This window comes from Frigoribacterium sp. ACAM 257 (assembly GCF_007954365.1).
In the GTDB taxonomy this organism is placed as follows: Bacteria; Actinomycetota; Actinomycetes; order Actinomycetales; family Microbacteriaceae; genus Frigoribacterium.
The window spans coordinates 1,046,328-1,072,093 of the sequence record NZ_VOLO01000001.1 but is presented as its reverse complement, the minus strand read 5'-3'; the positions used below and the strand labels follow the sequence as shown (position 1 = coordinate 1,072,093).

At 71.1% G+C, this 25,766-nt stretch carries 27 protein-coding genes; 11 read left to right on the top strand and 16 right to left on the bottom strand.

What is annotated here, in order from left to right; all coding sequences use genetic code 11:
• Positions 1–11: 11 nt before the first annotated feature.
• Both dinB and ES689_RS04940 read right to left on the bottom strand, forming a co-directional pair.
• Positions 12–1,307 carry a DNA polymerase IV gene (gene dinB, locus ES689_RS04945; protein ID WP_146900933.1) on the bottom strand — a complete coding sequence of 432 codons (1,296 nt, stop codon included), beginning with the start codon at positions 1,305–1,307 and terminating at the stop codon, positions 12–14.
• A gap of 78 nt (positions 1,308–1,385) precedes the next feature.
• Positions 1,386–2,576 (bottom strand): acyl-CoA dehydrogenase family protein, encoded by a 1,191-nt coding sequence (locus ES689_RS04940; protein WP_146900930.1) that lies wholly within the window; start codon positions 2,574–2,576, stop codon positions 1,386–1,388.
• 45 nt (positions 2,577–2,621) lie between these two features.
• Between ES689_RS04940 and ES689_RS04935 the strand changes: the two genes are divergently transcribed.
• Positions 2,622–3,416, top strand: coding sequence for an SGNH/GDSL hydrolase family protein (locus ES689_RS04935; protein ID WP_146900927.1), 795 nt, complete (start codon positions 2,622–2,624; stop codon positions 3,414–3,416).
• Between the two features lie 27 nt (positions 3,417–3,443).
• Here the strand turns inward: ES689_RS04935 and ES689_RS04930 are convergent, their stop codons facing one another.
• Positions 3,444–4,673, bottom strand: coding sequence for a D-alanyl-D-alanine carboxypeptidase family protein (locus ES689_RS04930; protein ID WP_146900924.1), 1,230 nt, complete (start codon positions 4,671–4,673; stop codon positions 3,444–3,446).
• Positions 4,670–5,557: an RNA methyltransferase gene (locus tag ES689_RS04925; RefSeq protein WP_146900921.1), complete on the bottom strand. Its 888-nt coding sequence runs from the start codon at positions 5,555–5,557 to the stop codon at positions 4,670–4,672. Before ES689_RS04925 ends, ES689_RS04930 begins: the two co-directional genes overlap by 4 nt.
• Positions 5,558–5,822: 265 nt before the next feature.
• On the opposite strand from ES689_RS04925, the gene ES689_RS04920 reads away from it, so the two are divergent.
• Together ES689_RS04920 and ES689_RS04915 are read left to right on the top strand one after the other, a co-directional pair.
• On the top strand, positions 5,823–6,647 hold the full coding sequence (locus ES689_RS04920; RefSeq protein ID WP_223269438.1) for an NAD-dependent protein deacetylase: 825 nt from the start codon (positions 5,823–5,825) through the stop codon (positions 6,645–6,647).
• Positions 6,644–7,282: a histidine phosphatase family protein gene (locus tag ES689_RS04915; RefSeq protein WP_146900915.1), complete on the top strand. Its 639-nt coding sequence runs from the start codon at positions 6,644–6,646 to the stop codon at positions 7,280–7,282. The genes ES689_RS04920 and ES689_RS04915 overlap by 4 nt, the downstream gene beginning before the upstream one ends.
• A 204-nt stretch (positions 7,283–7,486) precedes the next feature.
• Here ES689_RS04915 and ES689_RS04910 read toward each other — a convergent pair whose 3' ends face one another.
• The gene (locus ES689_RS04910; protein WP_146900911.1) at positions 7,487–8,599 is read right to left on the bottom strand and encodes a glycosyltransferase family 1 protein; all 1,113 of its coding nucleotides are present in this window, start codon (positions 8,597–8,599) and stop codon (positions 7,487–7,489) included.
• Positions 8,596–9,501, bottom strand: a complete 906-nt coding sequence (locus ES689_RS04905; RefSeq protein ID WP_223269382.1) for an alpha/beta fold hydrolase — start codon at positions 9,499–9,501, stop codon at positions 8,596–8,598. The genes ES689_RS04910 and ES689_RS04905 overlap by 4 nt, the downstream gene beginning before the upstream one ends.
• A gap of 71 nt (positions 9,502–9,572) precedes the next feature.
• Here ES689_RS04905 and treS point away from each other — a divergent pair, with 71 nt between their 5' ends.
• Both treS and ES689_RS04895 read left to right on the top strand, forming a co-directional pair.
• Positions 9,573–11,312, top strand: coding sequence for a maltose alpha-D-glucosyltransferase (gene treS / locus ES689_RS04900; protein ID WP_146900908.1), 1,740 nt, complete (start codon positions 9,573–9,575; stop codon positions 11,310–11,312).
• A gap of 36 nt (positions 11,313–11,348) precedes the next feature.
• The gene (locus ES689_RS04895) at positions 11,349–12,104 is read left to right on the top strand and encodes a 3'-5' exonuclease (protein WP_146901862.1); all 756 of its coding nucleotides are present in this window, start codon (positions 11,349–11,351) and stop codon (positions 12,102–12,104) included.
• 112 nt (positions 12,105–12,216) lie between these two features.
• Here ES689_RS04895 and ES689_RS04890 read toward each other — a convergent pair whose 3' ends face one another.
• The 3 genes from ES689_RS04890 to glgA all read right to left on the bottom strand — a co-directional run bounded on the left by ES689_RS04890 (position 12,217) and on the right by glgA (position 14,581).
• Positions 12,217–12,465, bottom strand: a complete 249-nt coding sequence (locus ES689_RS04890; RefSeq protein ID WP_146900905.1) for a type B 50S ribosomal protein L31 — start codon at positions 12,463–12,465, stop codon at positions 12,217–12,219.
• A gap of 135 nt (positions 12,466–12,600) precedes the next feature.
• Positions 12,601–13,386 (bottom strand): ABC transporter ATP-binding protein, encoded by a 786-nt coding sequence (locus ES689_RS04885; protein ID WP_146900902.1) that lies wholly within the window; start codon positions 13,384–13,386, stop codon positions 12,601–12,603.
• 10 nt (positions 13,387–13,396) lie between these two features.
• Positions 13,397–14,581: a glycogen synthase gene (gene glgA / locus ES689_RS04880; protein WP_146900899.1), complete on the bottom strand. Its 1,185-nt coding sequence runs from the start codon at positions 14,579–14,581 to the stop codon at positions 13,397–13,399.
• Positions 14,582–14,628: 47 nt separating this feature from the next.
• Between glgA and ES689_RS04875 the strand changes: the two genes are divergently transcribed.
• Together ES689_RS04875 and serB are read left to right on the top strand one after the other, a co-directional pair.
• Positions 14,629–15,870 carry a glucose-1-phosphate adenylyltransferase gene (locus tag ES689_RS04875; protein WP_146900896.1) on the top strand — a complete coding sequence of 414 codons (1,242 nt, stop codon included), beginning with the start codon at positions 14,629–14,631 and terminating at the stop codon, positions 15,868–15,870.
• A gap of 99 nt (positions 15,871–15,969) precedes the next feature.
• The gene (gene serB / locus ES689_RS04870; protein ID WP_146900893.1) at positions 15,970–16,608 is read left to right on the top strand and encodes a phosphoserine phosphatase SerB; all 639 of its coding nucleotides are present in this window, start codon (positions 15,970–15,972) and stop codon (positions 16,606–16,608) included.
• A 26-nt stretch (positions 16,609–16,634) separates the two neighbouring features.
• Here the strand turns inward: serB and fabG are convergent, their stop codons facing one another.
• On the bottom strand, positions 16,635–17,345 hold the full coding sequence (gene fabG / locus ES689_RS04865) for a 3-oxoacyl-ACP reductase FabG (protein ID WP_146900890.1): 711 nt from the start codon (positions 17,343–17,345) through the stop codon (positions 16,635–16,637).
• A gap of 127 nt (positions 17,346–17,472) precedes the next feature.
• On the opposite strand from fabG, the gene ES689_RS04860 reads away from it, so the two are divergent.
• From ES689_RS04860 to ES689_RS04850, 3 genes are read left to right on the top strand one after another with little or no spacing between them, the layout of a single operon-like run.
• On the top strand, positions 17,473–17,814 hold the full coding sequence (locus ES689_RS04860; RefSeq protein WP_191330178.1) for a DUF3099 domain-containing protein: 342 nt from the start codon (positions 17,473–17,475) through the stop codon (positions 17,812–17,814).
• Positions 17,814–18,059 (top strand): hypothetical protein, encoded by a 246-nt coding sequence (locus ES689_RS04855; protein WP_146901858.1) that lies wholly within the window; start codon positions 17,814–17,816, stop codon positions 18,057–18,059. The genes ES689_RS04860 and ES689_RS04855 overlap by 1 nt, the downstream gene beginning before the upstream one ends.
• Positions 18,056–18,913: an SURF1 family protein gene (locus ES689_RS04850; protein ID WP_223269380.1), complete on the top strand. Its 858-nt coding sequence runs from the start codon at positions 18,056–18,058 to the stop codon at positions 18,911–18,913. The genes ES689_RS04855 and ES689_RS04850 overlap by 4 nt, the downstream gene beginning before the upstream one ends.
• 70 nt (positions 18,914–18,983) lie before the next feature.
• Here the strand turns inward: ES689_RS04850 and ES689_RS04845 are convergent, their stop codons facing one another.
• A complete protein-coding gene (locus ES689_RS04845) occupies positions 18,984–20,582 on the bottom strand; it encodes an ABC-F family ATP-binding cassette domain-containing protein (RefSeq protein WP_146900884.1) in 1,599 nt (532 codons plus the stop codon).
• Positions 20,583–20,732: 150 nt separating this feature from the next.
• Between ES689_RS04845 and ES689_RS04840 the strand changes: the two genes are divergently transcribed.
• Positions 20,733–21,338 carry a biotin transporter BioY gene (locus tag ES689_RS04840; protein ID WP_146900881.1) on the top strand — a complete coding sequence of 202 codons (606 nt, stop codon included), beginning with the start codon at positions 20,733–20,735 and terminating at the stop codon, positions 21,336–21,338.
• 79 nt (positions 21,339–21,417) lie between these two features.
• Here ES689_RS04840 and ES689_RS04835 read toward each other — a convergent pair whose 3' ends face one another.
• From ES689_RS04835 to sufB, 5 genes are read right to left on the bottom strand one after another with little or no spacing between them, the layout of a single operon-like run.
• Positions 21,418–21,750 (bottom strand): metal-sulfur cluster assembly factor, encoded by a 333-nt coding sequence (locus tag ES689_RS04835; RefSeq protein WP_146900878.1) that lies wholly within the window; start codon positions 21,748–21,750, stop codon positions 21,418–21,420.
• Between the two features lie 2 nt (positions 21,751–21,752).
• Complete coding sequence (gene sufC / locus ES689_RS04830; protein ID WP_146900876.1) at positions 21,753–22,544, bottom strand: Fe-S cluster assembly ATPase SufC; 792 nt, start codon at positions 22,542–22,544, stop codon at positions 21,753–21,755.
• A gap of 12 nt (positions 22,545–22,556) precedes the next feature.
• Positions 22,557–22,892, bottom strand: a complete 336-nt coding sequence (locus ES689_RS04825; RefSeq protein ID WP_146900873.1) for a non-heme iron oxygenase ferredoxin subunit — start codon at positions 22,890–22,892, stop codon at positions 22,557–22,559.
• Entirely contained in the window at positions 22,892–24,115 is a 1,224-nt protein-coding gene (gene sufD, locus ES689_RS04820) for a Fe-S cluster assembly protein SufD (RefSeq protein ID WP_146900871.1), read from the bottom strand. The genes ES689_RS04825 and sufD overlap by 1 nt, the downstream gene beginning before the upstream one ends.
• Positions 24,116–25,534 (bottom strand): Fe-S cluster assembly protein SufB, encoded by a 1,419-nt coding sequence (sufB, locus tag ES689_RS04815; RefSeq protein ID WP_146900868.1) that lies wholly within the window; start codon positions 25,532–25,534, stop codon positions 24,116–24,118.
• Positions 25,535–25,766 lie beyond the last annotated feature (232 nt).

The window sequence follows — 25,766 nt, the reverse complement described above, 5'->3', positions numbered from 1 at the left end:
TTGGCCCGATCTTACTCGCCGGCGGCGGCCGGTCGGTCACGGCCCGGTCGGTCTCGATCGTGCCGCGATCGACGCCGGGAGTCGTCGCCGCCCGCGCGAAGCAGGGACGCGGGCGTGGGTGCCGCAGCACCGAAGCGTGCCCGGAGGGCGTCCATCGTCGATTCCGCCTCGCGCCACTCTGCGTCGTCGTCCCAGAGGCCGAGCGAGAGCCCGCCGTCGCCGGCGGCGCCCAACTGCTCGACGCGGACTCCGACGAGCCGGATGCGCTCGTGCTGCTTGCCCGTCGCCTCGTACACCGAGCGGACCTCGTCGTAGATGCGGCGTCCGAGGTCGGTCGGGTCGGCGAGGGTGCGTGACCGGGTGATAGTCACGAAGTCGGTGGTGCGCAGCTTCAGCACCACGGTGCGGCCGCTGAGGCCGGCCGCGCGGAGCCGAGCCCCCACCTTGTCGCTGAGCCGCAGCAGCTCGCGGCGGATGACGTCGGGGTCGACGACGTCGGTCGAGAAGGTCATCTCGTGTCCGACGCTCTTCTCGGTCGTGTCGGTGTGCACCCGGCGGGGGTCGCGGGCCCATGCCAGGTCGTGGAGCTTCGCACCCGCCGCTGCCCCGACCGCGCGGACGAGGGTGTCCGGCGAGGCCGTCGCCACGTCGCCGACGGTGCGCAGGCCCAGGTTGGCGAGCACCTCCTCCGTCTTGCCGCCCACGCCCCAGAGGGCGCTGATCGGGCGTGGGTGGAGGAACGCGATGGTCTGGTCGTGCGGCACGACGAGCAGGCCGTCGGGCTTGGAGACGCTCGAGGCGAGCTTGGCGACGAACTTCGTCGACGCGGCCCCGATGCTGCAGCGCAGGCCCGTCTCGGCGTGCACTCGTCGCCGCAGCTCGGTCGCGATCTGCCACGGCGGGCCCATCAGCCGGATCGCGCCCGAGACGTCGAGGAAGGCCTCGTCGATGCCGAGCCGCTCGACCAGAGGCGTCACGTCGTCGAACATCGACATCACCACCGACGACCAGTGCCGGTACTTCTCGCCGTGCGGCTCGAGCACGATCGCCTGCGGGCAGCGGCGCAGCGCGATCGCCATGGGCATCGCGGAGTTGACGCCGAACTTGCGCGCCTCGTAGGTCGCCGCAGTGACGACCGAGCGGTCGGACCGGTGGCCGATGACCACCGGCTTGCCCACGAGGTCGGGACGGTCGAGCAGCTCGACGGACGCGAAGAAGGCGTCCATGTCGACGTGCAGGATCGGCGCCGACACGTCGTCGGTGGGGTCCGCGGTGACGAGGCGCCCGCTGCCGTCCTGTTTGCTCACCCGGTGATCCTCACACGGACCGCCGACATCGTCGGCCGGCGGCCGCCGCGGGCGCCGGTGCGGGTGCCGATAGGCGGGCTACCGCTCCGAGGGACCGAGCAGCCGTGCAGCGATGGTGGCGTGCGCCGAGTCGGTGCTCGACGGGTGGAACCGGCCGGCGAGGACGTCGCGCTGAAGCCTCCCGAGCTCTGACGACGCCCGGTACGATCCGCCGCCGGCGACCGCCACCGCCTGGTCCACCACGGCGCGTGCCGCCTCGGTCACGCGTGTCTTGAGGCCGACGAGCAACGGCGACCAGTCGGCACCGTGGTCGACGAGCCGGTCGACGTCACGGGCGAGCGAGTCGACCTGCGGCTCGAGGCCGTCGAGCACCAGTCGCGCGTCGGCGACTCGCCAGCGCACGATCGGGTCGAGGGCGAGCGACTCCCCCGTCCGTCGCGACGTCCGACCGGACGCCGACTCGACGGCGAGCTCGACCGCGCGGCGTGCGATCCCCCGGTAGACGGCGGCGACGAGGGTCTCGAACACGGCGAAGATCCCGAACACGAGGGGGTCGGCACTCGGCCCGACCGGCAGCTGCCGCACGATGCGCGACGCGGGCACCTCGACGCCGTCGAGCCGGGTGCTGTGGCTCTCGGTCGCGCGCATGCCGATCGTGTCCCAGTCGCCGAGCGAGGTCCAGCCCGGCTGGTCGCGATGCACGAAGCCGTGCACCAGCACGGGCGCCGCGGGGTGGGTGTCGTCACGGCCGAAGACGCCCAGCCGGGTCCAGACCGGCGACAGCGAGGTCGCCGTCTTCGTGCCGGTGAAGCGCCAGCCGCCGTCGACCGTCGGCTCGGCGCGCGTGACCGAGTCGAACAGGACGAGGTCGTTCCCCGGCTCGCTCACCCCGAAGGCGAACACCTCGCCCGCCGCCGCGTCGGCGAGCACGAGGTCGAGCGAGCGGTCTCCCCTGGCGCGCAGCACGGCGGCGCAGCCCGTCCAGACGAGGTGCATCCCGACCGCGAGGGCGGTGGCGGGAGCGGCGGCCGCGAGGCGGGACTGCAGGGCCGCGACCTGTTCGAGTCCGAGGCCCGCGCCTCCTTCGCCCTCGGGCACGAAGACCGTCAGGTACCCGCGCTCGCGCAGCTCGGCGAAGTCGTCGTGGGGGAACGCCGCGTCACGGTCGTGACCGGCGGCACGCTCGCGGAAGCGGGCGAGCAGGTCGTCCGGCAGCAGCGCCGAGGGCGACCACGAGGAGGCGGTGCCAGGTCCGGTGCCGTCGGTCATGCCCTGAGGGTAGCCACCTCGGCACCCGGCGGTAACGTGGAGGCCATGACGCAGCTGCATCCCTGGTCCCGGTACGTCGCGATCGGGGACTCGTTCACCGAGGGCATCGGCGACCCGGAGGAGCGCGCGCCCGGCGGCCACCGCGGCTGGGCGGACCGGGTGGCCGAGGTGCTGGGGTCGTCCGCCGACGACTTCGCCTACGCCAACCTCGCCGTGCGGGGGCGCCTGCTGCAGCAGATCGTCGACGAGCAGGCCGACGCCGCCCTGTCGCTCCGGCCCGACCTCATCTCGGTCTCGGCGGGCGGCAACGACATCATCCGCCCCGGCACCGACCCCGACCAGGTGGCGGCGGGCTTCGACGCCCTCGTCGAGAAGCTGGGCTCGCAGGGCGCCACGGTGGTCGTGTTCACCGGCCCGGACATCGGGCTGACGCCGGTGCTCGGGCGTCTCCGCGGCAAGGTGGCCATCTACAACGAGCACGTGCACGCGATCGCGCTGAAGCACGACGCCGTGGTCGCCGACATGTGGGCCCTGCGTCAGCTCGCCGACTCGCGCATGTGGGCGCCCGACCGGCTGCACTTCAGCCCGCTCGGCCACCACACGATCGCCAGGGCCGTGCTCGGCGCCCTCGCCGTCGAGAACGACCTCGAGCCGTGGCGGCCCGAGCCGCTCGAGCGCCGTCCCTGGCGCCAGGCCCGCTCCGAGGACATGGGCTGGGCGCGCGAGTACCTCGTGCCCTGGGTGGTCCGCCGCATCCGGCACCAGTCGTCGGGCGACGGGCGGCAGGCGAAGCGGCCCGACGCCGTCACGGTCATCTACCGCGACGAGCAGCAGCCGTAGGGGCTGCACCGCAGCCCGCAGGAGGCGTCAGCCGCGTCCTGCGAGGACGTCCTGCGGGTGCGTCAGCCGCCACCACGCGCCGGGCTCCGGGATCGTCGCGTCGAGCACGAGCGGCACGTCCACCTCCTGGCCCCCGACGTCGAAGCGGACGGTGCCCACCTCGCTGCCGGCGGCGCCGGGCCCGACCTCGTCGGTGCGCACCGTGGACGTGACCGCCTTGTCGCCCCAGACCAGCAGGTCGGCGCCCCCGGCCGCCACGGCCTGGGCAGAGGCGCCCCAGGGCAGGTCGTAGCGCGCCCAGACGTCGTCCTCGCCGGTCAGCGTGATGGTCTGGAACTTGCCGGTGACGCTCTGCAGCAGGCGCTGCACGTCCGCGTCGAGCGAGTCGTGGTCCACGCCGCCGAGCATCACCCCGACCACCGTCACGGTCTGGCCGGCGACGGTGAAGTCGGCCGCGAAGAGGAGGCACGCACCGGCCTCGTCGAGGGTGCCGGTCTTGATGCCCTTCACGCCGTCGAGGCCGAGCAGCTCGTTCGAGTTGTCGATGACGCCCACGCCCGGGATCGTCGTCTCGTCGGTCCCGACGATGGCCGCCACGTCGGGGTCGGCGAGGGCGAGGGCGCCGAGGGCCACGAGGTCGGCAGCCGTGCTCGTGTTCTGCGGAGACAGCCCCGTCGGCTCGACGATGGTCGTCGCGGAGAGCTCGTTCTCGGCGAGCCACGCGGCCGCCGCCGAGACGAAGGCGGCGTCCGACCCGAACGCCCAGCGTGCCAGCGAGGTCGCGTAGTTGTTGGCCGACTCGATCAAGGTCACCTCGAGCAGCTGTCGCTCGCTGAGGACCGAGCCCGCCGTCATCGGCACGACCTTCCCGTCGACCGCGCGGTACGTGTCGTAGAGGGCCGCGTCGGCGGCGGTGAGCGTCACGGACGGCCCGTCGCCTCCGTCGAGCGGCTTCGCGTCGAGGACGACGAGGGCCGTCACGACCTTGCTGATGCTGGCGATCGGCCTCGGCTGCGCGTCCCCGCTCGTGGTCAGGCTCTCGTCGAACCCGAGGGCCTCGACGGCCGTGGCGCCGTACGAGGGGAACGCGAGCTGTGCGCCGGGCTGGGCGGGCGCCTCCCAGGTGGACGCCGCCGCCGCCGCCGGGGCGAGCGGGCTCAGCAAGGTGAGGGGCAGGTAGGTGCCCACGGCGAGCACCAGCACGACGAGGCCGCCGACCGCGGCCCGGCGTCGTCTCAGGACGGCGCGGCTCGTCACGAGGGCGACGCTCCCCCGGCGTCGGCGTCGGCGTCGGCGTCGGTGCCGGTGCCGGTGCCGGGCGTCGACGCGCCCGCGACGGGCGGCACGCGCAGCGCCCAGAGGGCCACGGCGGAGGCGGCGGCCACGTTGAGGCTGTCCACCCCGTGCAGCATCGGGATCGTCACGACCCGGTCGGCGGCGCGGAGCGCGTCCCGGCTCAGGCCGTCCCCCTCGGTGCCGAGCAGCAGAGCGACGCGATCGGGCGCGGAGGCGGCGTACTCGTCGAGGGGCACCGCGTCGTCGGCGAGGGCGAGCGCCGCGACCTCGAAGCCCGCGTCGCGGAGCAGCTCGGCGCCGAGGGGCCACTCCGGGAGGCGCGTCCACGGCACCTGGAGCACGGTGCCCATGCTGACGCGCACGCTGCGCCGGTAGAGCGGGTCCGCGCAGCGGGGGGTGACGAGCACCGCGTCCGCGCCGAGGCCGGCGACCGCGCGGAAGATGGCGCCCACGTTCGTGTGGTCGACGATGTCCTCCAGGACGACGACGCGTCGCGCGCCCTCGAGCAGGGACTCGACGCTCGGCAGCTCGGGCCGGTGCATCGCGGCCAGGGCCCCCCGGTGCAGGTGGTAGCCGGTCAGCGTCTCGAGCAGCGCCGCGTCGCCGACGAAGATCTCTCCGTCGAGGTGCGCCACGAGGGGCTCGACGTCCGCCAGCCAGCGCTCGGTCATCAACACCGAGCGCGGCACGTGCCCGGCACGCAGCGCCCGCTCGATGACCTTGCTCGACTCGGCGATGTACAGCCCGCCCTCGGGCTCCGACACGCGGCGGAGCGCGACGTCGGTCAGCCGGGCGTAGTCCGCGAGGTCGGGGCGGTCGAGATCGGTGATGCGGGTGATGCGCACGGCGCTCCAGGGCAGGACGTCCGGTCGGCGGCGACGCGTGAGGCGGCACGGGAGGACGAGGGGGCAGGGACGAGGTCCAGGCTAACGCCAGGGGAACGAATCGCCAGGCCGCGCCGTTTAGGCTGACGTCGACCCCTCCTGGCGGTCGACCTGCCCCGAAGGAGGCCCCACCGTGACTGACCCGGCCACGCCGCCGGCCGCCGCCGGTCCCGCCCGGTCGGCCCGCGCCTCCTCGGCCCCGGCGGGCGACAGCGTCGACGACGCCGTGGAGGTCCTGGCCGGCCGCCGCGTCGCGGTGCTCACCGGCGCCGGCATCAGCACCGACTCGGGCATCCCCGACTACCGGGGGGCAGGAGCGCCGCCGCGCAACCCGATGACCTTCCAGCAGTTCCTCTCGAGCGAGCGCTACCGCAAGCGCTACTGGGCGGGCAGCCACGTCGGCTGGAAGACCTTCAGCGCGTCCGCGCCGAACGGCGGGCACCGGGCCCTGGCCGAGCTCGAGCGCGCCGGCGTCGTCAACGGCGTCGTCACGCAGAACGTCGACGCGCTGCACGAGCGGGCGGGGTCACGGCGCGTTGTCGACCTTCACGGCACCGTCGACCGTGTGCTCTGCCTCACCTGTGGCCAGTCGTTCGCGCGCGACACGGTCGCCGCGCGCCTGGCCAGGGACAACCCGTGGATCGACGAGCCCGAGAGCGTCCGCCTCGCCCCGGACGGCGACGTGGAGGTCGACGACATCGACGCCTTCGTGGTCCCGTCGTGCACGGTCTGCGGCGGTGTGCTGAAGCCCGACGTCGTCTTCTTCGGCGAGTTCGTGCCCGTCGAGCGGTTCGCCGAGGCTCGGTCGCTCGTCGTCGGCGCCGAGGCGCTGCTGGTGGTCGGGTCGTCGCTGGTCGTCAACTCGGGCATCCGGCTGCTCGACCAGGCGACCAGGCGCCGCCTGCCCGTCGTCATCGTGAACCGGGGCGAGACCAAGGGCGACGCGCGGGCCGCCGTGAAGATCGACGCCGGGACGACGGAGACCCTCGCCGCTCTCGTCGAGCGCCTCGTGCCGGCTCCCACGCCCGACCCCACTGCGGAGACGCGATGACCTTGCTCTACCTGGTCCGTCACGGCGAGACCGACTGGAACCGCGCACGGCGCATCCAGGGCACGACGGACATCCCCCTGAACGACCTCGGTCGTGCCCAGGCGGCCGACGCGGGCGGCCTGCTCGCCCGCCGCTCCTTCGACCGGGTCGTCGCCAGTCCGCTCTCGCGTGCCGCCGAGACCGGCTCGATCATCGCCGCACGGCTCGGGCTGCCCGCGCCCGAGCTGGTCCCTGCCGTCGCCGAGCGGCGCTACGGCGACGCCGAGGGCCTCACCGGCAGCGAGGTCGAGCGGAGGTTCCCCGTCGGCACTCCCGTGCCCGGTCGCGAGAGCCGTCGCGAGCTGCTCGCACGGGTGCTGCCGGCCCTGGTCCAGATCGCGCGCTCGACGGGCGTCGGCAGCGGGGACGGGCGTGTCGTCGTCGCGACGCACGGCGCCGTGATCCGCGCGGTGGTCACGCACGTGGCCGGGGACGACGTCCTGCACCTCGGGACGCCCATCCGCAACGGCTCGATCCACTCGTTCGAGCTGCGCGACGACGCCCTCGTGCTCCGCGAGTTCGACGACCCGCTCGAGGACGAGTCCGAGTGCGCCGGCACCCCCTCGTTCGACCGGCAGAACGCGCTCGAGAAGTAGGGGTGCCTGAGCTGCAGCAGCCGTCGCCTCCTGTGCTTCTGCTCTACCCGTCGTGCGCGCTTCAGTGCTGCCGAGGGCGGGTAATCCGGGTCGAGGGCGGGTTCTCCGCGACCCGCCCTCGACCCGGAACACCCGCCCTCGAGTCGCAGGCGCGGCGCGGGGTGCGGGGGGCACCGCCGTCAGCTGCGACGCGGCGCCGACTGACTACCGGCGGCGGCCAAGGCGCCCGCGTCCGCGCGACGGGGCACGCCCGGTCGCCAGCAGCAGCTCGAGCAGCACCTCCGCCGAGGCCGCCCAGCTGAAGCGGGCCGCCTGCTGCAGCGACGCCGCCGACCGTGCCGCCCACTCCCCCTCGAGCCGGCGCACCGCCGCCGCGATCGACGACGGAGATTCAGGGTCGAAGTACAGGGCCGCGTCCCCGCCGATCTCCCGGAAGATCGGGATGTCGCTGACGACTGCCGGCGTGCCGAGGGACATGCCCTCGACGAGCGGGATCCCGAAGCCCTCGGCGCGGCTCGCGGTCACCACGGCGGTGGCGCCCAGCAGCACCGCGCGGTACTCCTCGTCGCTCACGCCGTCGTGGAACACGAGCGAGCCGGCAGGGGCGAGGGCCGTCAAGGAGGCGCGCTCCCGCTCCGACACGCGGCTCATCAGGTGCAGTCGATGCCCGTCGAGCAGGGGCAGCGCCCTGGCGAGCGCAGCCACGTTCTTGTACGGCATGAACGACCCCATGTAGACGAGGTCGCGATGCGTCGGCGCCGTGCGGGGCGCCGCGTCGGCCACCGGGTCGGCGGCGTTCGTGACGACGGTGACGGGTCGCCGCGTGAGGCGGTGGCGCGCCATCTCGGACCTGGTGGTCCGACTGACGGTGACGACAGCGTCGGCCCGGTCGAGCAGCAGCCGCTGGGGCCACCAGGCCAGGTGGTACACCCGCCAGAGCAGGCGCAGCGCGAGGGCGAACTCGGGAGGCGGCGTCCTGTTCGTGTAGTAGATGAGGTCGTGCAGGGTCAGCACGAGGGCGTAGCGGCGGCCCCACGATCCCATCGTCTGCATGGGCGACCACACCACGTCGGGGCGGGCCGCCGCGACCTGCAGGGCGACGAGCGGCTCGCGCGGGCTCGTCGGGTCGCATACGAGCAGGTGCGGCAGGTCGGGCAGCTTGTCGAGCTGGCGGAGGTCGGAGACGACCATCGTCAGCTCCACCTCGTCGTCGCCGTGGACGATCTCCGCGAGAGCGCCGACCACGCCGGCCGTGAACCGGCTGATGCCGTCGTGGCGTCCGGTGCGGACGTAGCGACAGTCGACGGCGATCCTCACGCGACGAATCCCTGGATCGCGGCGGCCGCCTCCTGCGGCTTCTCGTAGTGGATCAGGTGCCCCACGCCGTCGATCACGGTGAGGCGCGCGTCGGGGAACAGCGCCCGCAGGTCGTGCTGAGCGGGGAGCGCCGTGATGTCGTCCCGGTCGGCGGCGATCAGCAGCGTCGGCACGGCGACGCGTGCCGCGTAGCTGCTGACGTCGCTCGACACGGAGGCGCGGAACGCGTCGAGCACGACGCGCCGGTCCGCGAAGCGCGAGAAGTACGAGTCGTGCTGGTCGTGGATCCAGCGGCGGAGGCCCCTGTCCCGCGTCTTGACCATGGCCAGGCTCGTGAAGCGCACGACCGGCGCGGCCTGCAGCACGGACAGCCCCGCGGCCTCGGGCAGCGCTGCGCCGGCCCAGTAGTAGAAGACGGCGAGGCGGGTCACGACGCCGCGTGGGCCGGACAGCGCCGGCGCGGCGATCGGGTTGACCAGCACCAGCCGGGAGGCACGGAGCCCGTCCGCGAGAGCGGCTGAGGTCACGATCGACCCGAAAGAGTGCCCGAGCACCACGACCGACTCGTCGAGCCCGACGGCGGCGGCGAAGGCCGTCAGCCAGATGGCGTAGGCCGCGACGCTGTGCTCGCCGTCGAGCGGCGACGACTCGCCGAAGCCCGGCAGGTCGGGCATGACCACCCGCACGCCCGTGAGGTGCGCCACGACAGGCTCGAGGCCGTGGTGGTCGCCCCGGAAGCCGTGCACCGCGAGCACGACCGGGCTGTCGTCGTCGGCCCCCGGCGTGTCGTAGGTCCACCAGGCGGTGTCGCTGCCCGCGACTCGGACGACGTCCTCGCGCACCGAGACGGACTCGAGGAGGCGCCGGTACGGCGACGGGACACGGGGCTCTCTGACGATCACGGGCCGAGTCTACGGACGCCGTCCCGGCGGAACGCGCGCGCTCGGCCGTGCGCCGTCCTAGAGTTGGCCGGGTGAGCTTCACTGCACCCATCCAGCAGCCCGGACTGACCCTCGACCCCGCGTGGCACCGACGTGCCGTGTTCTACGAGGTGATGGTCCGCTCGTTCGTCGACAGCAACGGCGACGGCGCCGGCGACCTCCAGGGGCTGCTCTCGCGGCTCGACTACCTGCAGTGGCTCGGGGTCGACGCCCTCTGGCTCCCGCCGTTCTTCCAGTCGCCCCTGCGCGACGGCGGCTACGACATCGCCGACTACAAGGCGATCCTGCCCGAGTTCGGCACCCTCGACGAGTTCCGCGACCTCGTGACGAAGTCCCACGAGCGCAACATGCGCATCGTGATCGACATGGTGCTGAACCACACGTCCGACCAGCACGAGTGGTTCCAGCAGTCGCGTGAGGACCCTGAGGGCCCGTACGGCGACTTCTACGTCTGGCGCGACACCGACGAGGAGTACTCGAACATCCGCGTGATCTTCGTGGACACCGAGGAGTCGAACTGGACGTTCGACCCGGTGCGCCGTCAGTTCTTCTTCCACCGCTTCTTCTCGCACCAGCCGGACCTCAACTTCGAGAACCCCGCCGTGCAGGAGGCTGTCTTCGACGTCGTCCGGCACTGGCTCGACCTGGGCGTCGACGGCCTCCGGCTCGACGCGATCCCCTACCTCTTCGAGACGGAGGAGGGCAACGGCGAGGGCGAGCCAGCGACCCACGAGTTCATCAAGCGCCTCCGTCGCATGGTCGACGACGAGTTCCCCGGTCGTGTGCTCATCGCCGAGGCGAACCAGTGGCCGGCCGAGACCGCCGCCTTCTTCGGCACGGAAGAAGAGCCCGAGTGCCACATGGCCTTCGACTTCCCCGTCATGCCCCGCATCTTCTACTCGCTGAGGGCGCAGAACGGCTCCGAGCTGAAGCGCATCCTCTCCGAGACGACCGAGGTGCCGCCGGGGGCGGCCTGGGCCGTCTTCCTCCGCAACCACGACGAGCTCACCCTCGAGATGGTCAGCGAGGAGTATCGCCAGGCGATGTACGGCTGGTACGCGTACGACCCCCGGATGCGCTCGAACATCGGCATCCGCCGCCGTCTCGCTCCCCTGCTCGACAACTCGCGGGCCGAGCTCGAACTCGTGCACGCGCTGTTGTTCGCGCTGCCCGGCAGCCCGTTCCTCTACTACGGCGACGAGATCGGGATGGGCGACAACATCTGGCTGCCCGACCGCGACTCCTCGCGCACTCCGATGCAGTGGACGCCCGACCGCAACGCCGGCTTCTCGACGGCCGACCCGGGCAAGCTCTTCCTGCCCGTCGTGCAGTCGCTCGTCTTCAACTACAACCTGGTCAACGTCGAGAGCCAGCTCGCCCAGTCGCGCTCGCTGCTGCACTGGGTGCGGAACGTCATCCACGTCCGCAAGGCCCACCCCGTCTTCGGGCTCGGCACCCTCGAGGTGGCCGAGACGGACCAGGAGTCGGTGCTCGCGTTCGTCCGGTCGTACGAGGGCGAGGGCACCCAGTTCGGCGCCTCCGCGGAGGACGTCCTCTGCGTGTTCTCCTTCGCGCACAACCCGTCGGCCGTCACCGTCACCGCGCCTCACCTGGCCGGCCGTACGCTCTTCGACCTCTTCGGCGGGGCGCAGTTCCCGTCGTTCGACGACGAGGGCAAGGTCACGATCACGCTCGGGACGCAGCAGTTCTTCTGGCTGCACGTCGGCGACGTGCCCGCCGCGTCGGCCCCGGCTGTCGGCGGCGCCTCCTAGGCTCAGAGGGTGAGCCAGACCGACCCTGCCGAGACCGTGCCGTCCCTTCCCGTCCTCGCGTCACCTGGCGCGGCGGGCGACCTTCCGTCGGCGTGGTGGAAGGCGCTCGGCGTGTTCGACCTCGAGACGACCGGGATCGACGTCGAGACGGCCCGCATCGTCACTGCCCACGTCGGCCTCATCGACGCGACGGGCGAGACGGTCGCCCACGGCGAGTGGCTGGCCGACCCGGGCGTCGAGATCCCCGAGCAGGCGAGTGCCGTCCACGGCGTCACGACCGAGCGTGCGCGTGCCGAGGGTCGACCGGCTGCCGAGGTCGTCGCCGAGATCGTCGCGGCGGTCCGCGCCGTCTTCGCCCGCGGTGTGCCGCTGGTCGTCTACAACGCGCCCTACGACCTGACGCTGCTCGACCGCGAGGCGCGCCGCCACGGGATCGAGCCGCTCGGCGAGGTCGGAGAGATCGGCTGCGTCGTCGACCCCCTCGTCATCGACAAGGCGGTCGACCGGTTCCGCAAGGGCAAGCGCACCCTCGAGGCAGCCGCCGGCGTCTACGGCGTCGTCCTCGACGACGCGCACGACGCCGGCGCGGACGCCGTGGCCGCGGGTCGGGTGGCGCAGGCGATGGCGCAGCGCTACCCCGAGCAGCTCGACGTGCCGACGACCGCCCTCCACGACCTCCAGGTCGGCTGGTGCTCGACCCAGGCGGCGTCGTTCCAGGAGTACAAGCGACGCAAGGACCCGACGTTCACGACGTCGGGCGAGTGGCCGCATCGTTCGCTGCCCGTCTCCTGAGGCGTGCGGCGGACGGAACTCCGGACGCGCCGATTCGCGGACATGACGAGAGGCGGCCCACCGAGGTGGACCGCCTCTCGACGTTCATCAGGGTCGTGACCCCGAAGTGCTGCTACTTGCCGAAGTTCTTGTAGCGCGAGTTGAACTTCTCGACGCGACCGGCCGAGTCGAGGATGCGCTGCTTGCCCGTGTAGAACGGGTGCGACTCGGACGAGATCTCGACGTCGATGACCGGGTAGGTCTCCCCGTCGAGCTCGATGGTCTTGTCGCTCGTCGTCGTGGAGCGCGTGAGGAACGTGGCGCCCGATGCGAGGTCGCGGAAGACGATCTGCTTGTACTCGGGGTGGATGTCGGTCTGCATGAGAGTCCTAGGTCTAGCGGCGGATGGTGGTGTTGAGTTCAGGGAGGCCCCGCACGAGTGCTCCGGGCCAGCTGGCAACGATACCAGACGCGGGGCCCGTGTCCGAGGAGCGAAACGGTCTGGGGAGTCGTCCGGTCAGCGTGCCGCACGAGCCGTGTAGCGCCCGTCCTCTGCGGTGACCTCGAGCTCGACTCCGAACGTGGCGCCGAGGGTCTCGGCCGTGACGACCTCGTCGATCGGCCCGGCGGCCACGACGGAGCCGTGGTCGAGCAGCAGTGCGTGCGTGAACCCTCGCGGGATCTCCTCGACGTGGTGGGTGACCATGACGATGGCGGGGGCGCCCTCGGACCGGGCGTAGCCGGAGAGCATCCGCAGCAGTTCCTCGCGGGCTCCGAGGTCGAGGCTCGCGGCGGGCTCGTCGAGCAGCAGGAGCTCAGGATCGGTCATGACCGCGCGTGCGATCTGGACGCGTTTCTGCTCTCCGTCGCTGAGCTCGCCGAACGTGCGCTCCGACAGGTGGTCGAGGCTCCACTCGTCGAGCACGCGGTGGGCACGACGCACGTCGACGTGCTCGTACTCCTCGTTCCAGCGGCCCGTGACGGAGTACGCCGCCGTCAGGACGACGTCGATGACCTTCTCCTTGGCCGGGATCCGCCGGGCGATGGTCGTGGACGCGAACCCGATGCGGGGGCGGAGGTCGAAGAGGTCGACCGACCCCAGGTCCCCGCCCAGCACCTCGGCGGTGCCGGAGCTCGGGTGGGTCTGCGCCGCGGCGACCTGGAGCAGGGAGGACTTGCCGGCGCCGTTCGGCCCCAGCACGATCCAGCGCTCGTCCGAGTCGACGGTCCAGCTCAGCGAATCGACGACGGGCACGCCGCCGCGGACGAGGGAGACATCGGTCAGCTGCAGGACGGTAGGCATGGTGGACAGCCTATCGACGCAGGGAGCCGTAGACCTGGAGGGTGCGGTCCGCGATCCGCGTCCAGGAGAACTCGCTCTCGGCGCGCATCCGACCGGCACGTCCCATCAGGCGGGCGAGCTCAGGGTCGGAGACCACCTCCGTGAGGACGCGAGCGAGATCAGCGACGAACTTCTCCGGGTCCAGGGGCGTCCCGGTGCCGTCCTGGGCCTGGTCCAGGGGCACGATGCGACCGGTGAGGCCGTCGGCGACGACCTCCGGGATGCCGCCCGTGTCGGACCCCACGACGGGTACGCCGCAGGCCATCGCCTCGAGGTTGACGATCCCGAGGGGCTCGTAGACGGAGGGGCAGACGAAGGTGGTGGCGGCGCTGAGGACGGCGCTGAGCTGGTGACGCGGCAGGATCTTCTCGATCCAGACGACGCCGGTCCGCTCCTCCTGCAGCTCGCGGACCAGCCCGCTCACCTCGGCCATGATCTCCGGGGTGTCGGGCGCGCCGGCGCAGAGCACCAGCTGCACGTCCGCGGGCAGCAGCTTCGCCGCGCGCAGCAGGTACGGCAGGCCCTTCTGGCGGGTGATGCGGCCGACGAAGACGACCGACGGCCGGTCCGGGTCGATGCCGAGCTCGCGGACGACGTCGGCGTCGTCGACGCGCTGCCAGGCGTCGAGGTCGATGCCGTTGTAGACGACGCTGACCTTCTGCTCGTCGATGCCGGGGTACGAACGGAGGATGTCGCGGCGCATGCCCTCGCTCACGGCGATGACGGCATCGGCCGTCTCGTACGCCTGGCGCTCGATCCAGCTCGACACTCGGTAGCCGCCGCCGAGCTGCTCGGCCTTCCAGGGGCGGAGCGGCTCGAGGCTGTGGGCCGTGAGCACGTGGGGGACGTCGTGCAGCATCTGGGCCAGCTGGCCTGCGGCGTTGGCGTACCAGGTGTGGCTGTGCACGATGTCCGCACCTGCGACGTCCTGGGCGATGCGGACGTCCGTCCCGAGGGTGCGGAGTGCACCGTTCACCTGGGCGAGCTCCGCCAGGTCGGGGTAGCCCGTCGTGTCGGGCTCCGGGTCCACGTCGCCGAAGGCCCGGACCTGCACCTCGATCGACTGCCTCAGCGCCTTGGCGAGCTCGACGACGTGCACGCCTGCGCCTCCGTAGACGTTCGGCGGATATTCCTTCGTGATGACATCGACTCGCACGAGCATCACCGTAGTCGTGCGTCGCAGAAACGTGCCATTCTGGCGACATGGCATCAAAGAAGATCTTCGGGATCGTCCTGGCCGGGGGCGAGGGCAAGCGCCTCATGCCCCTGACCGCCGACCGGGCGAAGCCCGCCGTCCCCTTCGGCGGCAACTACCGCCTCATCGACTTCGCGCTCTCGAACCTCATCAACTCGGGCCTGCGGCAGATCGTCGTGCTGACGCAGTACAAGTCGCACAGCCTCGACCGCCACGTCTCGCAGACCTGGTCGATCGAGGGACTGCTCGGTGCGTACGTCGCGTCCGTGCCCGCGCAGCAGCGGCTCGGCAAGCGCTGGTTCGCCGGCAGCGCCGACGCGATCCTGCAGAGCCTCAACCTGCTCCGTGACGAGAAGCCCGACATCGTCGTCGTGGTCGGCGCCGACCACGTCTACCGGATGGACTTCGAGCAGATGGTGGAGGCGCACATCGCGTCGGGCGCCGGCGTCACCGTCGCCGCGATCCGTCAGCCGATCTCGCTGGCCGACCAGTTCGGCGTCATCGAGGTGGATCCCGACGACCCGACCCGCATCGGGCGCTTCCTCGAGAAGCCGAAGGACGCGACGGGCCTGCCCGACTCCCCCGACGAGATCCTCGCCTCCATGGGCAACTACGTCTTCGACGCGGACGTCCTCATCGACGCGGTGCTCCGTGACGGCGAGAAGGCCGACTCGGACCACGACATGGGCGGCGACATTGTCCCCGACTTCGTGTCCCGTGGCGACGCCGCCGTCTACGACCTGAACCGCAACGAGGTCCCGGGATCGACCGAGCGCGACCGCTACTACTGGCGTGACGTCGGCACCATCGACTCGTTCTACGACGCGCACCGCGACCTGATCTCGGCGCTGCCGATCTTCAACCTCTACAACACCGACTGGCCGATCTTCAGCCAGCAGCTGAACTCGCCGCCGGCGAAGTTCGTCCGCGACGGGCTGGGCAACCTCGGCACGACCATCGACTCGGTGGTCTCGCTCGGGTCGCTCCTGTCCGGCGCCCACGTCGAGCGCAGCGTCCTCGGCCCGTGGTGCACGCTCGACTCGGGATCGCGCGTCGTGGACTCGATCGTCTTCGAACGGGCGCACATCGGCCCGAACGCGACGGTGAACCGGGCGATCCTCGACAAGGACGTCGTGATCGCGGAGGGTGCCTCCGTCGGGGTGGACGCCGAGGCAGACCGGGCCAGGGGCTTCACCGTGACGCCGTCGGGCATCACGGTCGTGGGCAAGGGCGTGCGCGTCGACCAGTAGCCCTGCTCTCCCGCCAGGACGGCGTCGTCGTCGTTCGTCGAGTGACGAACGGTGACGGCGGCGTCCTGGCGCTCGGTGGCCGGACACTAGGGTGATCGCGTGCCCCGCTTCCTCACCGTCCTCGACGTCGACTCCACGCTGATCGAAGATGAGGTGATCGAGCTGCTCGCCGACGCGGCCGGTGCGCGGGACGAGGTCGCCGCCATCACCGAGCGTGCCATGGCCGGCGAGCTCGACTTCGCCGAGAGCCTGCATGCGAGGGTGGCCACGCTCGCGGGCTTGCCCTCCACGGTCTTCGCCGACGCCGCCTCGCAGATCCGCCTCACGGCGGGCGTCCCCGAGCTCGTCGCGGGCCTGCACGCCCACGGCAGCCTGATAGGAGTCGTCTCGGGCGGGTTCCACGAGGTGCTCGACCCGATCGCCGAGGGCCTCGGGCTCGACTTCTGGCGCGCCAACCGGCTCGAGGTCGTCGACGGCGTCCTGACCGGACGCGTCGACGGCCCCGTCGTCGACGCGGCGGGCAAGGCCGCCGCCCTCCGTGAGTGGGCCGAGGAGGCGGGTGTCGCCCCTGGCCGCACGGTCGCGGTCGGCGACGGGGCGAACGACCTGCTGATGATGGACGCCGCCGCCCTCTCCGTGGCGTTCAACGCCAAGCCCCGGGTGCGGGACCACGCCGACGTCGTCGTGACGCACTGCGACCTGTCGCAGGTGCTGCCGCTGCTCGGCCTCCGCGGCTGAGCCGGCAACAGTCGCGGCCGAGGGGCCTAGTGGCCCATCCCGAGGCCGCCATCGACCGGCACGACCGCGCCGGAGATGTAGCCGGCGTCGTCGCTCGCGAGCCAGGTGATCGCCTTGGCGACCTCCGCGGCCGTGCCGAAGCGTCCCGCGGGGATGCTCTTCTTGTACTCGGCCTGCTGCTCGTCGGGCAGGACGGCCGTCATGTCGGTCTCGACGAAACCCGGGGCCACGACGTTGGCGGTGATGCCACGGGCGCCCACCTCCCTCGTGAGCGACCGTGCGAAGCCGACCAGGGCCGCCTTCGACGCCGAGTAGTTCGCCTGTCCGGCGCCGCCGAGCAGGCCGACGACGCTCGAGACGAGCACGATCCGGCCGAAACGGGCCTTGAGCATGCCCTTCGACGCGCGCTTGACGACGCGGAAGGCCCCGCCGAGGTTCGTGTCGACGACCGAGGTGAAGTCGTCCTCGCTCATGCGCATGAGCAGGCCGTCCTTCGTGATGCCGGCGTTCGCGACGACGACCTCGACCGGGCCGAGCTCGGCCTCCACGACGGTGAAGGCGGCGTCGACGCTGGCGGCGTCGGTCACGTCGGCGACGACCGTGAGCGTGCCCTCGGGGCCCTGGCCGCTGCGCGCCGTGACGGCGACGCGGTGGCCCTGGGCGACGAACTCCTCGGCGATCGCGAAGCCGATGCCTCGGTTGCCGCCGGTGACGAGGACGGTGCGGGGGGTGGTCATGATGGTGCTCCTCGGTGTGGGCGTCAGCGGGTCCTCATGTCCGTGGACCGCGTGCCAGCCTACTGTCGGACGCCGGGATTACGATCTAGTCAACCGCCGACCCTCGGCGTCCCGAGCCCGTGAGGCCATGAAGACATCCACCCCGATCACCACGCTCCCCCCGTCGCCTGCTGACGACCGTCATGCCCGCATGCGCCGGTACTTGCTGGCCACGGGCATCCGCATCGTCTGCATCATCTTCTGCTTCGTCATCCCGCTCAGCTGGTGGACGCTGATCCCCGTCTTCGGCGCCGTCGTGATCCCGTACGTGGCCGTCGTCCTCGCGAACGTGGGCCACGAGAGCGGCCAGGACGTCGAGCGACCGGGCGGTCTCGAGGTGTACAGGGGGCCCCAGCAGCCCTGGACTCCCCCAGCGGCGCACGACCCGGACGACGACCCCGTCGTCGGCTCGGACGGAGTGCCCCGGTGATGCTCGGCATCGGGCAGCAGGGCCCCGGAGACGTGCAGTGCTCCCGGGCAGGGTGCACCGCCGCCGCCGTGCACGCCGTCAACTGGCGCAACCCCAAGATCCACGGCCTCGAGCGTGTCAAGATCTGGTCGGCCTGCGACGAGCACGTCGACTACCTCGCCGAGTTCCTCCGGGCCCGCGACTTCCCGGTCGTCCTCACGCCTGCGGGCGAGACGGTCGACCGGGTCGAGCAGGAGGCGCGTTGAGCGCCCCCGGGGCGACGACCGCCTCGAAGTGGCTGGGCTACCTGGCCGTCGTCGTGGTCTTCGCGATCATCTGCGGCCTCCTCGCCCACTGGCAGTGGAGCCGGCACGAAGAGAAGATGGCGGTCGTCCACCAGCTCGAGCAGCGGTACGACGCGGCGCCGATCCCCCTGCAGGAGGCGGTGCCCGAACTGGACTCGTATGATCCAGCGCTCGAGTGGCAGCCGGTCTCGATGACCGGACGGTACCTCGTCGACGAGGAGCTGCTCGTCCGCAACAGACCCCTCAACGGCCAGCCCGGGTTCGACGTCCTCGTGCCGTTCCAGGTGACCGGCGGCGACGTCTTCGTGGTCGACCGCGGCTGGGTGCCCACGGGCAACGACCAGGACGCCCCCGACGTCGTCCCGGCGCCGCCGTCCGGCGAGGTCACGGTGACGGCCCGGCTCAAGCCGGGCGAGCCCGCGCTCGGCGACCGCACCGGCGTCCCGGGCACCAACCAGATCGCGACGATCCAGCTGAGCGAGGTGCAGAAGCGGGTCGACGGCGAGATCTACGACTCGAGCTACGGCCTGCTCGCGTCGGAGGACCCGGCGCCTGCGACCGCTCCCGTGAAGGCGAGTGCCCCCGAGATCGACACGGGGCTCAACCTGTCGTACTTCGTCCAGTGGATCATGTTCGCGGTAGGCGCCTTCGGGTTCCTCTTCTACGTCTTCCGGCAGGAGCGCCGCAACCGGCTGCTCGACGCGGCGGACGACGAGACCCCGGAGGAGGCGGCCGAGCGAGAGCGTCGACGCGCCTCCCGTCCGCGCTCGGACCACGAAGAAGAAGACGAGCTGCTCGACGCCGCCGGGCGCTGAGGACGTCACCGCCCGACGGTTACGGTGCTCAGGGCAGATCGATCAGACTAGGTGGCTCTGGCCAGTTGGGTCACGCCAGGTTGATCAGGTCCGAGTAGTCCGGCGTCCAGTGGTCCTCGGTGCCCTCGGGCATGATCAGGACGCGCTCGGGGTTCAGGGCCTCGACGGCCCCCTCGTCGTGGCTGACGAGCACGACCGCGCCCTCGTAGTTCGCCAGCGCGTCGAGGATCTCGAGGCGGCTGGCAGGGTCGAGGTTGTTCGTGGGCTCGTCGAGCAGCAGAACGTTGGCGCCCGAGACGACGATCATCGCCAGCGCGAGGCGCGTCTTCTCGCCGCCGGACAGCACACCGGCCGGCTTGGCCGAGTCGTCGCCGGTGAAGAGGAACGAGCCCAGCACGCGCCGCGCCTCCATCTCGGTGATGTTCGGCGACGACGACACCATGTTCTCGAGCACGCTGCGCTTGACGTCGATCGTCTCGTGTTCCTGCGCGTAGTAGCCCACACGGAGCCCGTGACCAGGCTCGAGCTGGCCGGTGTCGGGCTCGTCGACGCTCGCCAGGATGCGCAGCAGGGTCGTCTTCCCGGCACCGTTCAGGCCGAGGATGACGACCTTCGAGCCCCGGTCGATGGCCAGGTCCACGGCGGTGAAGATCTCGAGCGAGCCGTAGCTCTTCGACAGGTTCGAGGCCATCAGGGGCGTCTTGCCGCAGGCGACCGGCGTGGGGAACCGCAGCTTGGCGACGCGGTCGACGGCGCGGACCTCCTCGAGGCCGGAGAGCAACTTCTCGGCGCGGGCGACCATCTGGTGGGCCGCGGCGGCCTTGGAGGCCTTCGCCCCGAAGCGAGCAGCCTGCTTCTGCAGAGCAGACGCCTGCTTCTCGGCGTTGCTGCGCTCCTTCTTGCGACGCTCCTCGTCGGCGGCGCGCTGGCGCTGGTAGTTGCGCCAGCCCATGTTGTAGATGTCGATGGCCTGGCGGTTGGCGTCGAGGTAGAAGACGCGGTTGACGACTTCCTCGACCAGCTCGATGTCGTGGCTGATCACGATGACGCCGCCCTGGTAGGTCTTGAGGTACTCGCGCAGCCACACGACGCTGTCGGCGTCGAGGTGGTTGGTCGGCTCGTCGAGGATCATCGTGTCCGCGGCGGAGAAGAGGATGCGCGCGAGCTCGATGCGACGTCGCTGACCACCCGACAGGGTCGAGAGGGGCTGGTCGAGGATGCGGTCGGGCAGGCTCAGGTTGCTGGCGATGGACGCGGCCTCCGCCTCGGCGGCGTAGCCCCCGAGCGCGTTGAACTGGTCGTCGAGGTCCCCGTAGCGCTTCATCGCCCGGGCCGCGACGTCGGGATCGGCGTCGCCCATCGCCTGGGTCGCCTCCTGGATGCCCAGCAGCAGCTGCCCTAGGCCACGGGCGTCGAGGATCCGCGTGCGGGCGAGGTCTTCCGGGTTGCCGCTGCGCGGGTCCTGCGGCAGGTAGCCGATCTCGCCGTGGCGATCGATCTTGCCGCCGGTCGGCATCGTCTCACCGGCCAGGGTCTTCGTCATGGTGGTCTTGCCTGCGCCGTTGCGGCCGACGAGGCCGATCTTGTCGCCCTTGTCGACGCGGAAGCTCACGTCGGCCATGAGCAGACGCGCGCCGACGCGGATCTCGAGATCGTGCACGGAAAGCACAGCAGAAGTCCAATCGATTGGGGAGATGTCCACAACGGGGCCCGGCGTGGGGCCGCCTCTAGGATGAGGACGTCGCGTGGAGAGGGGTCGCAGCACTGCGCTGCCGACCAGCCGCTCGGCCGATCAACCTTCCCATACTAGGAGACTCGCATGACAGACACCGCCGCATCGATCTCGCGGCCGGTCCTCGCTGACCGGCTGGTCGCCCGCAGCTGGGCCACCGACACCGCCCTGGTGCTCGGCGGGGTCGCCTTCACCTCGGCGCTGGCGCAGGTGCAGGTGCCCATGTGGCCCGTGCCGATCACCGGTCAGACCCTGGCCGTGATGCTCGTCGGTGCCACTCTGGGGGCCCGACGCGGCGCCCTGTCGATGCTCACGTACCTCGTCCTCGGCGTCGCCGGGCTGCCGATCTTCGCCGAGTTCTCCGGCGGGCCGCTGAGCGTGCTGCGTCCGAGCTTCGGCTTCATCCTCGGCTTCGTCCCGGCCGCGCTCGTCATCGGCTGGCTCTCCCAGCGCGACTGGGACAAGAAGTGGGCCCTGTCCGCTGCCGCGTTCTTCCTCGCCAGCCTCATCCCGTTCGCCACGGGGCTCCCCTACATGGCGGTCGTGCTGAACTCGCTCGGCATCGACGCGTCGCTCGGCAGCGTCCTGGCGCTCGGCGTGTACCCGTTCATCGTGGGCGGGGTCGCGAAGTGGCTGATCGCAGCGTCGGCCCTGCCGCTGGCGTGGCGTGCGCTGGGGCGACTCGGCAAGTAGGCGCGACCCGCACCCAGCTCCCCCGCACACGAAGGACGCCCCGGTCATAGACCGGGGCGTTCTTCGTGTGCGGGGTGGGTCAGATCGAGAAGCCGATCGCGCGCATCATGTCGCGGCCGTCGTCGGTGATCCGGTCCGGGCCCCACGGAGGCATCCAGACCCAGTTGATGCGGAAGGCGTCGACCACTCCGTCGAGCGCGTTGGCCGTGTCGGCCTCGATCACGTCGGTCAGCGGGCAGCCGGCCGACGTCAGCGTCATGCTGATGATGAGGGCGTTCTCGTGCTCCTCGTCCATGGCGAGGTCGTAGATCAGGCCGAGGTCGACGATGTTGACCCCGAGCTCGGGGTCGACCACCTCTTTGAGCGCCTCGATCGTGGCGTCGAACTTCTCCGGGGCGAGGGCGACGGCCATGGTCAGCTGACCGCCGGTGTCGTCTCGGCAGCCGCGGCGGCCGCAGCGGACACGTAGCGGTCGTAGCCCTCGTCCTCGAGACGGTCGGCCAGCTCGGGGCCGCCCTGCTCGGCGACGTGGCCGTCGACGAAGACGTGGACGAAGTCGGGCTTGATGTACCGGAGGATACGCGTGTAGTGCGTGATCATCAGCAGGCCGAGGCCCGTGTTGGCCTTGGCTCGGTTGACGCCCTCGGAGACGATCTTGAGCGCGTCGACGTCGAGACCGGAGTCGGTCTCGTCGAGGACGGCGAACTTCGGCTTCAGCAGCTCGAGCTGCATGATCTCGTGACGCTTCTTCTCGCCGCCCGAGAAGCCCTCGTTGACGTTGCGCTCCGCGAACGAGGCGTCCATCTTGAGGTCGCTCATGTGGGTGCGCAAGTCCTTGATCCAGGTGCGGATCGCGGGAGCCTCGCCGTCCAGGGCGGTCTTGGCGGTGCGGAGGAAGTTGGCGACCGTCACGCCGGGGATCTCGACCGGGTACTGCATGGCCAGGAAGAGACCGGCCTTGGCCCGCTCGTCGACCGACATGTCGAGCACCTCGCGACCGTCGAGCAGGATGCTGCCGCCGTCGACGTTGTAGCGCGGGTGCCCGGCGATCGTGTAGGCGAGGGTGGACTTGCCGGAGCCGTTGGGGCCCATGACGGCGTGGATCTCGCCCTCGTTGATGGTGAGGTCGACGCCCTTGAGGATGGGCTTGACGCCCTGGTCGGTGTCGATGCTGACCTTGAGGTCGCGGATCTCGAGAGTGGACATGCGTTCTTTTCCTTACTGTGCGACGTCGGCGGACGACGCGGCGGTGTCGACGTACACGTCACCGTCGACGACGGTGACACGGAAGACCGGGACGGGTTCGTAGGCAGGGAGGGTGAGCGGCTTGCCGGTCGTCAGCTCGAACTTGGAGCCGTGCGCCCAGCACTCGAGCGTGTCGTCCTCGACGAAGCCCTCGGAGAGCGAGATGTCGCCGTGGGTGCAGGTGTCGCCGATCGCGTGGATGTCGCCCGAGCTGTCCTTGACGACGGCGACGGCGACCCCCTCGACGACGACGCGCATCGCCTGGGCCGGCGTGACGTCGTCGACGCCGCAGACCTTGACCCCGGCCATCAGGCGGCGCCGCCTGCCGTCGGGAGGCCCTCACCGGCGGTGAGCTCGACCTCGAGAGCGTCGATGAGACGCTCCTGCAACTCGGGCTCGCCGATCTTCTGCACGACCTCGCTGAGGAACCCGAGGACGACGAGACGGCGAGCCTCGTGCTCCGAGATGCCCCGGGACTGCAGGTAGAAGAGGTGCTCGTCGTCGAACCGGCCGGTGGCGCTGGCGTGGCCCGCTCCGGCGATGTCGCCCGTCTCGATCTCCAGGTTCGGGATCGAGTCCGCCCGCGTGCCTTCGCTGAGGACGAGGTTGCGGTTCTGCTCGTAGCTGTCGGTCCCGGGCGCCGTGCGCGCGATCAGGACGTCGCCGATCCAGACCGTGCGGGCGCCCACGCCCTGCAGCGCGCCCTTGTAGTTGACCCGGCTGCGGCTGTTCGGAGCGTCGTGGTGCACGTAGACCTGCTGCTCGAGGTGCTGGCCCGCGTCGGCGAAGTACACGCCGTAGAGCTCGGTGTCCGAGCCCTGCCCGGCCAGGTGGGCCGAGGGGTTGACCCGCACGACCGAGCCGCCGAGCGAGACGACGAAGTGCTTCAGCTGCGCGTCGCGACCGATCGTGGCGAAGTGGCTCGCCAGGTGGATCGCGTCGTCGTCCCACTCCTGCAGGGTGACGACGGTCAGGTGCGCACCGTCGTCGACGACGATCTCGACGTTCTCGACGAGCTGCGCCGAGCCGGTGTTGCGGAGCACGACCATCGAGCGGGTGTTCGCCGTCGCGTGGATGACGGTGTGGCCGGCACGAGGCTCGCGGTCGAGGCCGCTCCGGCCGATCGTGACCGTGGACGGCTCGTCCCCGGTCAGGGTCACGGCGAGGACCTTTTCGGTCGACGCCCAGGCGTTGGCCGAGGCCTTGTCCTCCGGCGCGCCGGCACGCCCGACGCGGGCGTCGGCCCGGTCGAGCCATTCGACGGCGGCCCCGCCGGTCTCCCGAGCGAGGTACGCGTACGGCGAGCCGTCGAGCGGACCGTCGATGAGCGGACGGAGGCGGTCGACAGGACTGAGCTTCCAGTCGACCTCCCGGCCGGTGACGGCCGCGAAGGCCGCGGGGTCGGTGGAGCGGAAGCGGCCAGAACGGGTCTGGACGGGCACGAGGCCCCATCCGCCGTCGCTGTGCGCCCCTGCGCCGTGCTGGACGCCCTCGGGCGCGGTGTCTGTGGTGGTGGGTGCTGCGGCGGACATCTAGCCGACTGATCCTTCCATGCTCATCTCGATGAGCTTGTTGAGCTCGAGCGCGTACTCCATCGGCAGCTCCCGGGCGATCGGCTCGATGAACCCGCGCACGATCATGGCCATTGCCTCGTCCTCCGCCATGCCTCGCGACATGAGGTAGAAGAGCTGTTCCTCGCTGACCCGGGACACCGTCGCCTCGTGGCCGAGCTGCACGTCGTCGACACGGATGTCGATCGCCGGGTAGGTGTCGGAGCGCGAGATGGTGTCGACCAGCAGTGCGTCGCAGCGCACCGTGTTCGCCGAGTGGTGTGCCGCGTCGTCGACGCGGACCTCGCCGCGGTACCCGGCACGGCCGCCCCCTCGGGCGATCGACTTCGAGACGATCGACGACGTCGTGTAGGGCGCCATGTGGATCATCTTCGCGCCGGCGTCCTGGTGCTGGCCGGGGCCGGCGAAGGCGACGGACAGGGTCTCGCCCTTGGCGTGCTCGCCGACGAGGTAGATGGAGGGGTACTTCATCGTCACCTTCGAGCCGATGTTCCCGTCGATCCACTCCATGGTCGCGCCCTCGTGGGCGATGGCGCGCTTCGTCACGAGGTTGTAGACGTTGTTCGACCAGTTCTGGATCGTCGTGTAGCGCACGCGGGCGTTCTTCTTCACGATGATCTCGACGACGGCCGAGTGGAGCGAGTCGCTCTTGTAGATCGGCGCCGTGCAGCCCTCGATGTAGTGGACGTAGCTGCCCTCGTCGGCGATGATCAGCGTCCGCTCGAACTGGCCCATGTTCTCGGTGTTGATGCGGAAGTAGGCCTGCAGCGGGATCTCGACCCGGACGCCCTTCGGCACGTAGACGAACGAGCCGCCCGACCAGACGGCCGTGTTCAGCGCGGCGAACTTGTTGTCGCCGGCCGGGATGACCGTGCCGAAGTACTCCTGGAAGATCTCGGGGTGCTCGCGGAGGGCCGTGTCGGTGTCCATGAAGATGACGCCCTGCTCCTCCAGGTCCTCGCGGATCTGGTGGTAGACGACCTCGGACTCGTACTGGGCGGCGACGCCCGCGACGAGACGGTTGCGCTCTGCCTCGGGGATGCCGAGCTTCTCGTACGTGTTCTTGATGTCGTCGGGGAGTTCCTCCCACGTCGTCGCCTGCTTCTCGGTGGAGCGGACGAAGTACTTGATGTTGTCGAAGTCGATGCCGGAGAGGTCGGCGCCCCAGGTCGGCATGGGCTTCCGCTCGAAGAGCGCCAGGCCCTTGAGCCGGTTCTTCAGCATCCACTCCGGCTCGCTCTTGAGCGCCGAGATGTCGGTCACCACCTCGGGCGAGACGCCACGGCGCGCGGAGGCGCCCGCTGCGTCGGAGTCGGACCAGCCGAACTCGTACTGCCCCAGGCTCTCGAGCTCTGGTCGGTCGATCAACACGTCTGACATGACTACCTCTTTCTCTGCTGGGCCGAACGTGGGTCGGGTCGTGACCATTCCCCGTCGGATGGGGGCCCAGCTGCTCGCGCTGCGAGACGGACTCCCGGTCGAGCTGCGACGGCTGCCTGCGTGGAGCGGAGGCGGAGCCGGCGTTGCCTAGACTGATGTGAGGTCCGCGTACCGCTTCTGCGGATCCCACGGCCCTCGGGCGTCGTCGTCGACGCCCGTGTCGGGTGTGTCC